A 14,974-nucleotide genomic window follows, 5' to 3' on the forward strand; every position below is an offset into this window, starting at 1 on the left:
CCGGCCCGGGCTCCCGGGCCCAACGCCACCCCCTGGCCATCTGATGCCCCGTCAGTTAGTGTCCCCGGCGGACCGCACCGGAAGGGGACCCGCATGCCCGTCACCGTCGTCCGCTTCAACCTGGTCGCACCCGGGGCCGGCCCCGCCGAGCTGCGGGAGAGGTACCGCGCCGCGCTGGAGATGGCCGCCTACGCCGACGAGCGCGGGGTCGGCACCGTGCAGACCGAGGAGCACCACGGGGTGGCGGACGGCTGGCTCCCCTCCCCGTTCGTCTTCGCGGGCGCGGTGCTGGGGGCGACACGGCGGCTGTCGGTCACGGTGTCGGCGGCGATCGGACCGCTGCACGATCCGCTGCGGCTGGCGGAGGACATCGCCGTGCTGGACCTGCTGAGCGGCGGGCGGCTGGTGACGGTGGCGGGGATCGGGTACCGGCCGCAGGAGTACGCGCGGGCCGGGGTGGACTGGCGGCGGCGCGGGCGACTGCAGGACGAGCTGCTGGAGACCTTGCTGGCGGCGTGGACCGGCGAGGAGTTCACCCACCGGGGCCGTACGGTACGGGTCACCCCGCGGCCGTACACCCGTCCGCACCCCTTGTTGCTGGTCGGCGGCTCGTCGCGGGCGGCGGCGCGGCGGGCGGCGCGGCTGGGGCTGCCGTTCTTCCCGAGCGCGCATCTGCCGGAGCTGGCGGCGTACTACGAGGAGCGGCTGGCGGAGTACGGCACCAAGGGCTGGTCGATGATGCCGGCGCCCAGGACACCGCTGCTGCACCTGTCGGAGGACCCGGAGCGCGCGTGGGCGCGGTACGGGCGGCACTTCCTGTACGAGGCGCGGACGTACGCCTCCTGGCAGTCCGGTGGGGTCCGGTCGGCGGTGACGTCGGCCGCGACGACGGTCGAGGAGCTGCGGCGGGAGGGCGTGTACCGGATCGTCACGCCGGACGAGTGCGTGGCCGAGGGGCTGGAGACCTGTGTGCTGCATCCGCTGGCGGGCGGGATGCCACCGGAGGAGGGGTGGCGCGGGCTGCGACTGCTGTGCGAGGGCGTACTGCCCCGGCTCTCGGTCTGACGGGCCGGGGCAGTACGCCTCACGGGTGTCGAGGAGCGGGCAGCGGGGACTGGGCCCGGATCCTCGAGTTCACGGGGGTGGTCAGCCCATCTCCTCCAGCGTCTTGCCCTTGGTCTCCTTGACGAACTTCAGGACGAACGGCACGGAGAGCGCCGCGCAGACCGTGTAGATCACGTAGGTCGTGGAGAGGTTCCAGTCGGCCAGTGAGGGGAAGCTCGCGGTGATGGCCCAGTTGGCGATCCACTGCGCGGCGGCGGCCACGCCCAGGGCGGCGGCGCGGATCCGGTTCGGGAACATCTCGCCGAGCATGACCCAGACGACCACGCCCCAGGACAGGGCGAAGAAGAGGACGAAGACGTGGGCCGCGATCAGGGCGGTCCACCCCTGGGCGGCCGGGAGCTTGCCGTCGACCAGGTCGAAGGAGAAGGCCCATGCCTCCAGGGCGAGGCCGGCCACCATGCCGACCGAGCCGATGATGGCGAGCGGGCGGCGGCCGACGCGGTCCACGAAGATCATCGCGACGACGGTGCCGACGATGTTGATGATCGACGTGGTGAAGGAGTAGAAGAACGAGTCCGTCGGGTCGACGCCGACCGACTGCCACAGCGTCGAGGAGTAGTAGAACGCGACGTTGATGCCGACGAACTGCTGGAAGACCGACAGGCCGATACCGACCCAGACGACCGGCTTGAAGAAGAAGGTGCCGCCGAGCAGGTCCTTGAAGGTGGACCTGTGCTCGCTCTTCATCGCGTGCTCGATCTCGGCGACGCGCGCGTCGAGGTCGATGTCCTCGCCCTCGACCTCGGCGAGGATCTCGCGTGCGCGCTCGCGCCGGCCGACGGAGAGAAGGAAGCGGGGGGACTCGGGGATGGCGAAGGAGAGCAGGCCGTAGAGGACGGCCGGGATCACCATGACGCCGAGCATGACCTGCCAGGCCTCCAGGCCCATCAGGGTGCCGCGCTGGTCGCCGCCGGCGGCGTTGAGCAGGCCCCAGTTGACCAGCTGCGAGATGGCGATGCCCACGACGATGGCAGCCTGCTGGAAGGAGCCGAGGCGGCCCCGGTAGGCGGGCGGGGCGACCTCGGCGATGTAGGCCGGGCCGATGACGGAGGCCATACCGATGGCGAAGCCGCCGACGACGCGCCACAGGGCGAGATCCCACAGGGCGAACGGGAGCGCGGAGCCGACGGCGCTGACCGCGAACAGCACGGCGGCGATCTGCATCACGCGGATCCGGCCGATACGGTCGGCGATCCGGCCGGCGGTCGCGGCGCCGATGGCGCAGCCGATCAGGGCGATGGCGATGACCTGGGCCAGCGCGGCGGAACCGATGTCGTAGCGGCCCCGGATCGCCTCGACGGCGCCGTTGATCACGGCGCTGTCGTAACCGAAGAGGAAGCCGCCCATCGCGGCCGCCGCCGCGATGAAGATGACGTGCCCGAGGTGATCGGGCGGAGCCACCCTGGCTGCTGTCCTGGCTGACTGCGCTGTGCTGGTCACGTGAACTCCTCGGGCCACCGGCAACGCCGCCGGCGCGTGGGGGTGAGTCCCCCCAGTGGGGCACGGCATACCGCCGACCACCAACTGAAGGTAAATACAACGCGGCCGAGCCTATGTCTTCAAGTTCCGAAATCAAGTGCTCAGAGATGTGACGTAAATGGCATCACAGCTGGCGTTTGAGTTCAAAACTTGAACGAACGAGGGAAGGGGAAGGGGAAGGCGTGAGGATCAGCGCAGGCGCTGACTGATCACCTTCGACACGCCGTCACCCTGCATGGACACGCCGTACAGCGCGTCGGCGACCTCCATGGTCCGCTTCTGGTGGGTGATGACGATCAGCTGCGAGGACTCCTGCAGCTCCTCCATGATGCGGATCAGCCGCTGCAGGTTGGTGTCGTCGAGGGCGGCCTCGACCTCGTCCATGACGTAGAACGGGCTGGGGCGGGCCTTGAAGATCGACACCAGCAGGGCCACGGCCGTCAGCGACCGCTCGCCGCCCGAGAGCAGGCTGAGCCGCTTGACCTTCTTGCCCGGCGGCCGCGCCTCGACGTCCACTCCGGTGGTGAGCATGTGGTCCGGGTCGGTCAGGACCAGCCGCCCCTCGCCCCCGGGGAAGAGCCGACTGAACACGCCCTCGAACTCACGGGCGGTGTCCCGGTAGGCCTCGGTGAAGACCTGCTCGACCCGTTCGTCGACCTCCTTCACCACCTGCAGCAGGTCGGCGCGGGTCTTCTTCAGGTCCTCCAGCTGCTCGCTGAGGAACTGATGGCGCTCCTCCAAGGCCGCGAACTCCTCAAGAGCGAGCGGATTCACCTTTCCGAGCTGCTGGTACGCCCGTTCGGCCGACCGCAGCCGCTTCTCCTGCTCGGTCCGGACGAACGGCCTCGGCCGGTTGCGCGGGTGCTCCGGATCCTCGGGGAGCTGTTCCCCCTCGGCCGGCAGGGAGGGCGGCACCAGCTGGTGCGGGCCGTACTCGGAGACGAGCCCGGCGGGCTCCACGCCCAGTTCCTCCAGCGCCTTCGTCTCCAGCTGCTCGATCCGCAGCCGCTTCTCGGCGCCGAGCACCTCACCGCGGTGCACGGAGTCGGTGAGCTTGTCGAGCTCCGCCTTCAGGTCGCGCCCCGCGGTGCGGGCGGCGGCCAGTTCCCGCTCGTGGCGTGCCTTGGCCGCCTCGGCGGCGCCCCGCTCCCGGTCGGCACGCTCCAGTGACACCTCGACGTGTGCCAGCAGCTGCCGGGAGCCGGAGGCCACGGCCTCGGCCACCGAGGCCTCGTGGCGCAGCCGGGCCCGCCGCTGCTCGGCACGCGCGCGTGCCTCGCGTTCCGCGCGCGCGGCCCGGTCGAGCGAGTCGGCGCGGCCGGCGAGCCCCTTGACCCGTTCCTCGTGGGTACGGACCTGCAGGCGCGCCTCCATCTCGGTCTGCCGGGCGTTGGCGCCGTCGGCGGCGAGCCGGTCCCGCGCCGAGGTGTCGGGCTCTTCCGCGCCCTCGCCCGCCGGGGCGCTCTCCTCGGCGACGGCCAGCCGTTCGGCGAGTTCCTCGACCTCTTCGAGAGCCCGGTCGAGCGCTTCCTGTGCCCGTGCGGCGGCCGCGACGGACCGCTCGGCCTCGCCGGCCGCACCGCGCGCCTGTCCGGCGAGCCGCCCGAGCCGCTGCGCGACCGCCGACTTCTCCCGGTCGGCGGCCCGGCGCCGCTCCGTCAACTCCTCCACGAGCGCGGCGGCCTCGGCGCGCCGCTCCCCCTCCGCGCGCTGCGCCTCGCTCAGCTCCTCGCACCGTACGGCCAGCTCGGCCAGCTCGGCGGCGGCCTCGTCGACGGACGCCTGCACCTCCAGCAGGCTGGGCGCCCCGGCCGACCCGCCGTGGGCGACATGCGCACCCAGCAGATCGCCGTCCGCGGTGACCGCCGTCAGCGACGGCTCCGCGTAGACCACCTCCTCGGCCTCCTCCAGCGTCCCGACCACGACGACATCCCGCAGCAGCCGCCGCACGGCGGGCATGAGCTCTGCAGGGCCCCGGACCAGGCCGGCGGCGAACGTACGAGGACTGCCTGAGGCGGGGCCCGCGGAGGAGGCCCCGGTGGGCGGGCGGTCGGCCGGGCCGACAGTGGGAGTGGCTACCGGCCCCGGCGACTCGGCGGCGGCCGAACCGGTGGTGGAGGCGGCCGGCGACCCCGGCGGCTCGATGGCGCGCGAGCCGGCGGCGGACGCGGCCGACGCCCTCGGCGACTCGGCGCCGGTCGAGCCGGCGATGGCGGTGCCCGACGACCCCGGCGACTCGATGCCGGCCGAGCCGACGGCGGACGCGGCGGCCCGCCCCGGTGGTCGGGCACCGGGCGGCCCGGCGGTGGCGGGGGCCGATCCGTCTCGGTCGGGGGCCGATCCGTCTCGCGAGAGGTTCGTCGACCCGGTGGCGAGGGCCGAGTGGTGCCGGGCGGCGACGGCCGAGTCATGCGGGGCGGCGGCGGTCGGCTCCGGTGGCTCGGCCGGAACGCGTTCGCCGGCGCCCCTCGCCGACTCGCGTTCCGCGGTCGCCGGGCTCTGCCCCGGCTCCTCCGGCGCGCCCGCCAGGAGGAGGGTCGCCCGGCCCGCGTCCTGTTTGCGCAGGAGGCGGAGGGCCTCGGCGGCACCGGCGGGTGTGGCGACTGCGACGGCGTCGGCGGCGGCGCCGAAGGCGGCGGCGAGGGGGACCTCGTATCCCGGGGTCACCGTGAGCAGTTCGGCCGCCGGACCCAGCAGGCCGGTCAGCCGGTCCCGCGCCGCGAGCAGCGCGCCCGTTCCGTCCTTGCGGCGCAGCCCCAGCGCAAGGGTGTCGTGGCGGGCCTGGGTGGCGGCACGCCGGCGCTCCGCCGCGCCGGCCGCCTCGCGGGCGGCGGTGAGGGCGGCCTCGGCCTCGCTGAGCCGCCGCTTGGCCGCGTCGTGCCGTTCGGCGAGGTCCGCGTCGTCGGCGTCGAGGCCGTCGACCTCGGCCTTGAGCGCCTCGTACTCCTCCTGCGCGGCGACGGCACGTTCCTGCGCCTCGTCGCGCGCCGCGGCGAGCCGGTCGATCTCGGCCTGCGCGGAGGCCGCGCGCGAGCGGGCCGCGTTCACCTGCCCGCTGAGCCGGGCCAGTCCCTCGCGCCGGTCGGCGATGGCGCGCGCGACATCCCTCAACCGCCTTTCCTCCGCGGCGAGTTCGCGCTCCAGTTCGGCGCGGTGGGCCACGGTGTCGTCGAGGGCGCGCCGGGCCGCCTCCAGGGCGGCCTCCAGTTCTGCCTCCTGCTCGCGGACGCGGGCGGCCTCGCGTTCCAGGTCCTCGGGGTCGCGCCCGCGCCGCTCGTCGGGCGGCGCGGAGGTGGCACTCTTCACGCGCGCGTCGGCGAGCGAGATGGTGCCCCGGACGCGTTCGGCGAGCTGGGAGAGCTCGTACCAGGTCTGCTGGGCGCGCTGGAGGCGCGGGGTGAGCCGGCGGACCTGGTCCTCCAGCAGGGCCTCCCGACGCAGGGCCTTGCGCAGCTCCTCCTCGGCGGCCTCCTTGCGCTCCTTGAGCGCGGCCTCGTCGGCGATCTCGGCCCGCAGCGCCTCCCGCAGGCGTACGAGATCGTCGGCGAGCAGGCGCAGCCGGGCGTCGCGCAGGTCGGCCTGGATCACGGCGGCCCGGCGCGCCACGGCGGCCTGGCGGCCGAGCGGCTTGAGCTGCCGGCGCAGTTCGTCGGTCAGGTCCTGCACGCGCGCGAGGTTGGCCTGCATCGCGTCGAGCTTGCGGAGTGCCTTCTCCTTGCGCTTGCGGTGCTTGAGCACACCGGCGGCCTCCTCGATGAAGGCGCGGCGGCCCATCGGGTCCGCGTGCAGGACGGAGTCGAGCTGCCCCTGGCCGACGATGACGTGCATCTCGCGGCCGATGCCGGAGTCGCTGAGCAGTTCCTGGATGTCGAGCAGCCGGCAGGTCTCACCGTTGATCTGGTACTCGCTGCCGCCGTTGCGGAACATGATCCGCGTGATGGTGACCTCGGCGTACTCGATGGGCAGCGCGCCGTCGGAGTTGTCGATGGTCAGGGACACCTCGGCGCGGCCCAGCGGCGGGCGGCCGGTGGTGCCGGCGAAGATGACGTCCTCCATCTTCCCGCCGCGCAGCGACTTGGCGCCCTGCTCGCCCATGACCCAGCTGAGCGCGTCCACGACGTTGGACTTGCCCGAACCGTTCGGGCCGACGACGCAGGTGATACCCGGCTCGAACCGGAGGGTGGTGGCCGAGGCGAACGACTTGAAGCCGCGGAGGGTCAGGGCCTTGAGGTGCACGCCGTCGGACTTTACCTCCCGGGGTCGTCTCACGGCGTGAACCGGTAGTTTCACCCTTGAACGTCCAGGGCACACCACTCGTTAAAGAGACTGAAAGGTGCGCGGGGCAACGAGGCGGGTCGCCGGTCAGGGCACCGGGGGAGGCGGGCAAGAAAGAAGGGACGCCGAAGCGTCCCTTGCAACTCTGACGGCCAAGCGGTTCGACGCGGTTGATACGGACAGACACAGCCGCTGCGAGCGCTGTGGGGAGCGGTGCAGCGATCAGGTGAGCGCAGGCTCCGCCTGGTGTGCGTCGATGCTCTCCATGATCCTGTCGTGAGAAGCGGCAGCCTGAAGGGCGTCCTTCTCGGCCTGGATCCTTACGAGTTCGGATTCCAGGTCCTGGACGCGCTGCTGGAGCCGTCGCATCTCGGCGAGGAGTCGCGGGTCGGAGCCGCCGACGTAACCGAGAAGCGCCTTTGCCATGATGGATGGTCCTCCACAATGAGTGACCGACCGATGCGGTGTGGGTCGTGAGGGATTCGCACCCGCGGTGCTTGGCAGGATCTTGTTCGTGCTGCCGTTCATCCATGCCAAACAGCTGGGTGCGCGGGGTACTTTCAGCGTCTCACCAAAAAGTTTGACGGTCAACACGATCACGCCCCGTATTGGCGGGCAACCCTGCTGCGCGCGGCCTGACACGGCACGCTGCGACTCCTGCGGGACCCCCGGGGCGTGGCGATCATCCTTGCGTGCGGAGCGCGCCACCGCAAGCTCTTCTCGGCAACCACCTGCTCCTTTCTCCCGGCCTGGTTGCCCTTGGCATAGTCCGCACCCTTCCGGGCCGACCGGGACGGCGGCGGGCTCAGCGGATCGCGAAACCCTCGTAGCCGCCGCGAGGTGTGTCCCAGATCTCTGTGACACCCTCCACGCGGCCGGGCGTGTCGTCACTCTGAAGCCACTCCAGGAGACCCTCGCAGCCGGTTCGCGGACCCTCGGCGACCACTTGGACGCGCCCGTCGGCCAAATTGAGAGCAAAACCACTCAGGCCGCCGATCTCAAGCGCTTTCGCCCGCGTGAACCAGCGGAAACCCACACCTTGGACATGTCCGCGCACCCAGGCGACCAGCCGTGCATCCTCGCTCATGGCTGCAACCTAACCGGCCGATGTCCCTCGGGACACTTCCTCCCCTCGTGCCATGCGGTACCGTCCCCACCCAATGCATCTCATATGAAACTCACTCCTTCGAGTGAGTCGCGTTGACCGTGGGGGACGCGTCGACCACCAGGACGAGGACGAGGAAGGCCAGGACATGGGACGCCACCGACGCTCCGACGCCGGCCGCGCCGCCACGGACCGTGCCACGGGCGCCGGCCGGCCGGACGGCCCGTTCATACCGACCCCCGCGGCCGGCGAGCCGTACGGAGGCGAGCACACCGCGAGGGGCGTCGCACCGTATCCGCACCAGCAGGCGTACGCCGACGCCAACGCCCGGAGCGAGCAGTACCTCTTCTCGACCGAGGGCTCGACCGAGGACTCCCCCGCCGCCCCCGCCGGGAACGCCTTCTTCCCGGACGACGGCCGGGACACCGCACGGACGGCCGTGCTCCCCGTCGTCGACGGCGACGGCCGCCCGGCGGGCGGGCACCGGCGCCGCAGGAAGACGGCGACCCCCGTCAGGACGGGCCTGCTCGGCGTCTCCGCCGCGGTCGCCCTGGGTACGGTGGCCGTCGCCACCGGTGTGGTGCCCGGCCTGGACAACTACCGGCTCGGCGGCAGTACCAGCACCGGCGAGGAGGTCAGGGCCGGGGACGCGCCGTCGAACTCGGCCTCGGAACAGGGCGGCACCTCCGGCTCCGTCGAACGCCCCACGACGACGCGGACCGCCGGCCCGGGCACCGGCCGTTCGGCCTCTCCGTCGGCCTCGCCCTCACCGTCGGCGTCGGCGTCGGCCTCGGCGACCCCGAGCGGGACCGTCTCGGTGAAGCCGTCGCTGACCCCGACGAAGCCCCCGGCACCGAAGCCGACCCCGACGCCGACGCCTTCCCGGACGGCCACCAAGGCTCCGCAGACGCAGCCCGGCACGGCTTTCGCCGTCTCGGCGGAGGACCAGGCGGCGGCCGAAGTGCTGCGGCTCGTGAACGAGGAGCGGGCCAAGGTCGGCTGCAGCGCGGTCTCCGCGAACAGCGCCCTCGCCCAGCTGGCCCAGGCCTTCAGCGAGGACATGGCCGCGCGCGGCTTCTTCGACCACACCGACCCCGACGGCAACACGCCCTGGGACCGCGCCGAGAAGGCCGGCGTCTCGGGCATGGGCGGCGAGAACATCGCCCGCGGCCAGGCGGACGCCGCCGCGGTCATGGAGGCCTGGATGAACAGCCCCGGCCACCGCGCCAACATCCTGAACTGCGACTTCAAGACCCTCGGCGTCGGCGTCCACTTCGGCTCGGGCGGGCCGTGGTGGACCCAGGACTTCGGCTACTGAGGACTTCGAGCTCCGAAGTCCTCGATCGCCGAGGTCACCGGGACCGCCGTCCGGCGGCCCGCCGGGTGGTCAGGCCGCCGTCGCCGCCCGGCCGAGGATGAGGACCTTCGCCGTCTCGGTGACCCGGCGGCCCAGGTGTTCGGCAGTGGCGGCGTCGGCCTTGTGGACGGCCTCCGGGCCCTCGTCGGCGTTGGTCTGAGCCGCGGCGCCGGAGAAGAAGCCGAGGCGGTTGAGGTCGTTCTCGGAGGCCGTGCTGCTGTTCCAGCCGGGCAGCAGCCCCAGGTTGACCCAGTGCATGCCGAGCTGCGCGGCGAGCGTCTGGAAGAACTGCAGGGTGTGCAGCTTGTCGCCGCTCTTGGAGGCGGAGTTGGTGAAGCCGGCGGCGAGCTTGTCCTTCCACGCCTGGGTGGCCCAGCGCTTGGAGGTGGCCTCGGCGAAGACGTGGAAGGCGCCGGACGCGGTGCCCATGTAGGTGGGCGAGCCGAAGACGATCGCGTCGGCGCGGTCCAGCAGCTCCCACTGCTCCTCGGTGATCTCGTCGACCTTGATCATGTGCACCTCGGCACCGGCGTCCCGGGCTCCGGCGAGGACGGCCTCGGCGAGGACGGCGGTGTGGCCGAAGCCGGAGTGGTGGGCGATGGCGACGACAGGGGTGTTCACGGTGGGTACTCCTCGGGCGGCAGCGAAGTGAACGGGGAAACGGCAGCCGGAACGAGCGGGGCGCGGCGGGGCCGCGACTCATCGGCACGAGCAAAAGGAAAGCACTAACTTTTGGTTAGTGCAACCCGAAAGTTAGCGCTGCCGTCGAGTACGCTGACGTCATGACCACCTCGCGGGAACGCACACCGGAGCGGGAAGGCTCGCCCGAGCAGGAGCGCACGCCGGAGCAGGAACTGCCGTACAACGTGTTCGCCAAGGCCTGCCCGTCGCGCGGCACGCTGGAGCACGTCACCGGCCGCTGGGGCGGGCTGACGCTCGGCGCGCTGCATGAGGGGGCGCTGCGCTTCAACGAGCTGCGGCGCCGCGTCGACGGCGTGAGCGAGAAGATGCTCTCCCAGACGCTGCAGGCCCTGGAGCGCGACGGCCTGGTGCACCGCGAGGCCCAGCCGACCAACCCGCCGCGCGTCGACTACGAACTGACGCCGCTGGGCCGGGAGGTCACCGAGCGGCTGCTGGGTCTGATCCACCTGGTGGAGGGCCGCATGGACGACGTCCTCGCCGCCCGGGAGCGCTACGACGCCACGCGCGGCGCCCGCTGACACTTCGGGCAGAAGTGGCTCGACCGGTTCATCCAGGCCCGGCGGCGCATCGGCGTACCGCAGCGCCGGCACGGCAGACCCTCGCGTCCGTAGGCGTCCAGTGACCGGTCGAAGTAGCCGGACTCGCCGTTGACGTTGACGTACAGGCTGTCGAAGCTGGTGCCGCCGACGGACAGGGCGTCGTTCATCACGTCCCTGACGTGGCCGAGCAGTTCCGCGGTGCGCGCGCGGGTGAGGGTCGCGGTGGGGCGCTCGTAGTGCAGGCGGGAGCGCCACAGCGCCTCGTCCGCGTAGATGTTGCCGACGCCGCTGATGAGTGACTGGTCCAGCAGGGCCCGCTTGATCGTCGTACGCCTGCGGCGCAGCGCCCGGTGGAACGCCTCGTCGTCGAAGAGCGGGTCGAGGGGGTCGCGCGCGATGTGCGCGATGACGTCGGGCAGCCCGTCGGGCGTGGTGTCGTGCAGGGACAGTCCGCCGAAGGTGCGCTGGTCGACGAAGCGCAGCTCGGTGCCCTGCAGGTCCGCGAACCGCACCCGGATCCGCAGGTGCTTCTCGGCGGGCGCCTCCCGCGGTTGCACCAGCAGTTGTCCGCTCATCCCGAGGTGGGCCAGGACCGCCTGGTCGGTGTCCTCCAGCGGCAGCCACAGGTACTTGCCGCGCCGGCCGGGCGTGCCGATGCGGTGTCCCCGGAGTCGGTGGGCGAAGTCGTCGGCGCCGGCCAGGTGACGGCGTACGGCGCGCGGGTGCAGCACCTCGGCGTCGGCGACGGTCCGGTGGGCGACCCACCGCTCCAGACCGCGCCGCACGACCTCGACCTCAGGCAATTCGGGCATGGCTCCCCCGGGACGACCGGTGTACGAGCCGAGCGCCCGCCCCGGGCAGGGGGCGGGCGCTCGGGATGCTGCTGTGGGTGTCAGGCGGAGGCGGGGGCCTCGTCGGCGCCCTCGGGAGACGGGACCGCCTCGGCGACCGCCTCGGCCGCCTGCTTGGCGCGTTCGTCCGCGGCCGCGCGGATGGACCGCCAGGCCGACTCGGCGGCCTGCTGCTCCGCCTCCTTCTTGCTGCGGCCGGTGCCGGTGCCGTACGAGACGCCTCCGACGCGGGCGGCAGCAGTGAAGGTCTTCTCGTGGTCCGGGCCGGTCTCCGTGACCAGGTACTCGGGGACGCCGAGCCCTTCGGTCGCGGTGAGTTCCTGGAGGCTGGTCTTCCAGTCCAGGCCGGCACCGAGGTTCGAGGACTTCTCGATCAACGGGTCGAACAGGCGGTGCACCAGTTCGGAGGCCGCGTCGAGACCCCGGTCGAGATAGACCGCGCCGATCACCGCTTCCAGGGTGTCGGCGAGGATGGATGCCTTGTCCCGGCCGCCCGTGCCCTCTTCACCGCGGCCGAGCCGGATGAAGGAACCCAGGTCGAGACCACGACCGACCTCCGCGAGCGCACGTGAGTTGACCACCGCGGCCCGCAGCTTGGCCAGCTGGCCCTCGGGCAGGTCGGGGTGGGTTCGGTACAGCGTGTCGGTGACGACGAGGCCGAGGACGGAGTCACCGAGGAACTCCAGCCGCTCGTTCGTCGGCAGACCGCCGTTCTCGTACGCGTAGGAACGGTGGGTCAGGGCTCGCACCAGAAGGGCGGACTCGACCTGGTAGCCGAGCCGCCCTTCCAGAACTGTGTGGGACGAGGCCTGCGGACCACCCCCGCGTTGGCGGGGACTACCCTTCGCGTCAGACACAGTGCCTCTCACCAGCCGCTCAGACCTCGAGGACCTGGCGCTTGTTGTAGGTGCCGCAAGACGGGCACGCGATGTGCTGCTGCTTGGGCTCGTGGCAGCGCTCGCACGCAACCAGGGTGGGGACCGCAGCCTTCCACTGCGACCGGCGGTGGCGCGTGTTGCTGCGCGACATCTTCCGCTTCGGAACAGCCACGGCTACTTCTCCTGCTTCTCGTCGACACCGGCTTCGGCGTCGCTCAACTCGTCCTTCTCGCCGTCCTTGAGTGAACCGGCGAGTCCCTGCAATGCCGCCCAACGGATGTCGGCGGCGTCATGGTGGTGGTCCGGGTCGTCCGCGAGCCGCTCTCCGCACTCGGAGCACAGTCCCGGGCAGTCTTCCTGGCACACCGGCTGCATCGGCAGTGCGAGCACCACCGCATCGCGCAGCAGAGGTTCGAGGTCGAAAAGTCCGTCCTCAAGGAAGAGCCTGTCCTCGTCGTCCTCGGCGTCGTCGCCCGGTTCCGCGTGGTGGACGCGGCCCCGGTCGTCGGCGTCAGGGTACGAGAACATCTCCTGGAAGTCCGCTTCCACGTCGAGCTGAAGCGGCTCCAGACACCTTACGCACTCCCCCTCGGCGCGTGCACGGGCGGTGCCTGTGACGAGCACCCCTTCCATGACCGACTCCAGGCGGAGTTCGAGCTCCACCGGGGCGCCTTCCGGCACCCCGACGACGTCCTGGATCCCGAGATCCTTGGGGGCGTCGACCGTGCGGGTCAGGCGCTGCAGCGCACCAGGACGCCGCCCCAGCTCGTGTGTGTCGAACACGAGGGGGTTGCGGTGGTCGAGGTGGGCGTTCAGAGCCATTCCTGCTTTCGGTTTCCGAGCTCGGGGACGCGCTGCCCGGTGTCCTGGGGCAGCGCTGATCGCGGTCATACACGCGACCGAAGAGCCAGGATACTGGAGCTTTCGCTCACAGCCCAATCCGGCCCCTGGGCCCCGAAGCCGTGGTCAGAGCCCGCGTTCCTGCTCGTACGCGCGCAGCTGCTCGGCGCTGATCATGCTGGTGTCGAAGAGGCTGGTCTCGTCGAGCGCGTTGGACTGGGCCGGGACGTGGGGCTGCTGCGGGTAGCCCTGCTGCGCCTGGCCGGGGTCGTAGCCGCCCTGCTGGGTGTCGTAGCCGCCCTGCTGGGTGTCGTAGCCCTGGTAGGCGCCCCCCGTCCGGGAGTAGCCGGTGGCGGCGTACGGGTCGGCCTGCTGGTACCCGTAGGCGTCCTGCTGGTAGGCGTACGCGTCCTGGCCCGCGCCGTAGGGGTCGGGCTGCTGCGGGACGGGGTCGCCGCCCGCCGGGGCGTAGCCGGGGGCGGGAGAGTACGCGGGCTGCGGCTCGTAGCCGGGCTGCTGGGGCTGTTGATGAGGCTGCTCGGCCGGGGCGTCCTGCTCGGCGAGGGCGGCCAGGTCTGCGAGGTAGTCGGCGTCGGAGGAGTGCTGGAAGGTCGTGGTGTCGTCGGCGAGGGCACCGAGGTCGTCGGTGGCGATCCGGCCGTGCAGCTTCTGCCGGCCGCGGCCGACCGCCTCCAGGGTCTTGGCCAGCACCGCCTCGAAGGCGCCCAGCTTGGCGTCGACGTAGCTGTCGGCGTCGCGGCGCAGGGTCTCCGGGTCGTGGCTGCGCTCGGGGGCGTCGTCCTCCGCGGGGTCCACGTACCCCTGCTCGTCCGGGGCCGGGCCGGTGCCCAGCAGTTTCTCGCGGCCGCGGCCGACCGAGCCGAGGGTCTTGGTGAGGACCACCTCGAAGTTGGCCAGCTTGGAGTCGACGTACTCGTCGGCCTCCGCGCGGATGTCCTCGGCCTCCTTGCGGGCCTCGGCGAGGATGCGGTCCGCCTCCGCCTGGGAGCGGCGGGCGATCTCGGTGTCGGAGATCAGGGAGCCGCGCTCGGCGTGCGCGCCGGCGATGATCTGCTCGGCCTCGTGGCGGGCCTGCTGGACCATCTGCTCGCGGTCGCCGATCAGCTCCCGGGCCTGGGCGAGGGAGTCGGGGAGGGCCGCCCGCACCTCCTCCAGCTTCGAGAGCAGTTCGGCGCGGTTGACCACGCACGAGGCCGACATCGGCATCGACCGGGCACTGGAGATCGCGGAGACGATCTCGTCGAGCTTGTTCTGCACGTCCACCGTGTGTCGCCACTCTCTACAGCTGTGTTGGAGACGGTCGGGACGACTGTAGCCCCATCAGTCCGCGTTCAGGCGAGCGTTCAGGGCCTCCAGCACGGCCGGCGGGACGAGGTGGGAGACGTCGCCGCCCCAGGTCGCCACCTCCTTGACGAGGGAGGAGGACAGGAAGCTGTAGGTGGGGTTGGTGGGGACGAACAGGGTCTCCACACCGGACAGGCCGTTGTTCATCTGGGCCATCTGCAGCTCGTAGTCGAAGTCGCTGACGGCGCGCAGGCCCTTGACGATGGCCGGGATGTCGCGCTCCTTGCAGAAGTCGACGAGGAGGCCGTGGAAGGCCTCCACCCGCACATTGCCGTAGTCGGCGGTGACCCGGCGGATCAGGTCGATCCGCTCGTCGATCTCGAACAGGCCCTTCTTGGACTTGTTGATCATCACCGCGACGTACACCTCGTCGTAGAGGCGGGAGGCGCGGGAGATGATGTCGAGGTGTCCGTTGGTGATCGGGTCGAACGACCCGGGGCAGACGGCGCGGCGCACTT

The 14,974-nt window shown here is 71.8% G+C and carries 14 protein-coding genes; 3 read left to right on the forward strand and 11 right to left on the reverse strand.

The features are described 5' to 3' along the window. Positions 1-93 precede the first annotated feature (93 nt). The gene (locus AC3ET3_RS20420) at positions 94-1,065 is read left to right on the forward strand and encodes an LLM class flavin-dependent oxidoreductase (protein WP_435612615.1); all 972 of its coding nucleotides are present in this window, start codon (positions 94-96) and stop codon (positions 1,063-1,065) included. A gap of 81 nt (positions 1,066-1,146) precedes the next feature. Here the strand turns inward: AC3ET3_RS20420 and AC3ET3_RS20425 are convergent, their stop codons facing one another. The 4 genes from AC3ET3_RS20425 to AC3ET3_RS20440 all read right to left on the reverse strand — a co-directional run bounded on the left by AC3ET3_RS20425 (position 1,147) and on the right by AC3ET3_RS20440 (position 7,966). Continuing rightward, positions 1,147-2,565: a sugar porter family MFS transporter gene (locus tag AC3ET3_RS20425; protein ID WP_432138906.1), complete on the reverse strand. Its 1,419-nt coding sequence runs from the start codon at positions 2,563-2,565 to the stop codon at positions 1,147-1,149. A 228-nt stretch (positions 2,566-2,793) separates the two neighbouring features. Then, positions 2,794-6,840, reverse strand: a complete 4,047-nt coding sequence (locus AC3ET3_RS20430; protein WP_435612616.1) for an AAA family ATPase — start codon at positions 6,838-6,840, stop codon at positions 2,794-2,796. A gap of 261 nt (positions 6,841-7,101) precedes the next feature. Beyond that, positions 7,102-7,305, reverse strand: a complete 204-nt coding sequence (locus AC3ET3_RS20435) for a hypothetical protein (RefSeq protein WP_031485142.1) — start codon at positions 7,303-7,305, stop codon at positions 7,102-7,104. Between the two features lie 379 nt (positions 7,306-7,684). Continuing rightward, a complete protein-coding gene (locus AC3ET3_RS20440; RefSeq protein WP_432138908.1) occupies positions 7,685-7,966 on the reverse strand; it encodes an acylphosphatase in 282 nt (93 codons plus the stop codon). 166 nt (positions 7,967-8,132) lie between these two features. Here AC3ET3_RS20440 and AC3ET3_RS20445 point away from each other — a divergent pair, with 166 nt between their 5' ends. Beyond that, the gene (locus tag AC3ET3_RS20445) at positions 8,133-9,302 is read left to right on the forward strand and encodes a CAP domain-containing protein (protein WP_435612626.1); all 1,170 of its coding nucleotides are present in this window, start codon (positions 8,133-8,135) and stop codon (positions 9,300-9,302) included. 69 nt (positions 9,303-9,371) lie between these two features. Here AC3ET3_RS20445 and AC3ET3_RS20450 read toward each other — a convergent pair whose 3' ends face one another. Beyond that, positions 9,372-9,962 carry a flavodoxin family protein gene (locus AC3ET3_RS20450; RefSeq protein ID WP_435612617.1) on the reverse strand — a complete coding sequence of 197 codons (591 nt, stop codon included), beginning with the start codon at positions 9,960-9,962 and terminating at the stop codon, positions 9,372-9,374. Positions 9,963-10,123: 161 nt separating this feature from the next. On the opposite strand from AC3ET3_RS20450, the gene AC3ET3_RS20455 reads away from it, so the two are divergent. Beyond that, on the forward strand, positions 10,124-10,561 hold the full coding sequence (locus AC3ET3_RS20455) for a winged helix-turn-helix transcriptional regulator (RefSeq protein WP_432138910.1): 438 nt from the start codon (positions 10,124-10,126) through the stop codon (positions 10,559-10,561). Here the strand turns inward: AC3ET3_RS20455 and mutM are convergent. From mutM to coaD, 6 genes are all read right to left on the reverse strand, one after another. Beyond that, a complete protein-coding gene (gene mutM / locus AC3ET3_RS20460; RefSeq protein ID WP_435612618.1) occupies positions 10,534-11,394 on the reverse strand; it encodes a bifunctional DNA-formamidopyrimidine glycosylase/DNA-(apurinic or apyrimidinic site) lyase in 861 nt (286 codons plus the stop codon). The two genes, AC3ET3_RS20455 and mutM, sit on opposite strands and share 28 nt — an antisense overlap. Before the next feature lie 80 nt (positions 11,395-11,474). Next, positions 11,475-12,302: a ribonuclease III gene (gene rnc, locus AC3ET3_RS20465; protein ID WP_432138912.1), complete on the reverse strand. Its 828-nt coding sequence runs from the start codon at positions 12,300-12,302 to the stop codon at positions 11,475-11,477. A 7-nt stretch (positions 12,303-12,309) separates the two neighbouring features. Further along, positions 12,310-12,483 carry a 50S ribosomal protein L32 gene (rpmF, locus tag AC3ET3_RS20470; protein ID WP_003951102.1) on the reverse strand — a complete coding sequence of 58 codons (174 nt, stop codon included), beginning with the start codon at positions 12,481-12,483 and terminating at the stop codon, positions 12,310-12,312. 2 nt (positions 12,484-12,485) lie between these two features. After that, the gene (locus AC3ET3_RS20475) at positions 12,486-13,133 is read right to left on the reverse strand and encodes a YceD family protein (RefSeq protein ID WP_432138913.1); all 648 of its coding nucleotides are present in this window, start codon (positions 13,131-13,133) and stop codon (positions 12,486-12,488) included. 144 nt (positions 13,134-13,277) lie between these two features. Continuing rightward, complete coding sequence (locus AC3ET3_RS20480) at positions 13,278-14,435, reverse strand: cell division initiation protein (RefSeq protein ID WP_432138914.1); 1,158 nt, start codon at positions 14,433-14,435, stop codon at positions 13,278-13,280. Positions 14,436-14,492: 57 nt separating this feature from the next. Further along, positions 14,493-14,972: a pantetheine-phosphate adenylyltransferase gene (gene coaD, locus AC3ET3_RS20485; RefSeq protein WP_432138944.1), complete on the reverse strand. Its 480-nt coding sequence runs from the start codon at positions 14,970-14,972 to the stop codon at positions 14,493-14,495. Positions 14,973-14,974 lie beyond the last annotated feature (2 nt).

Source organism: Streptomyces sp. bgisy159, from assembly GCF_057707805.1.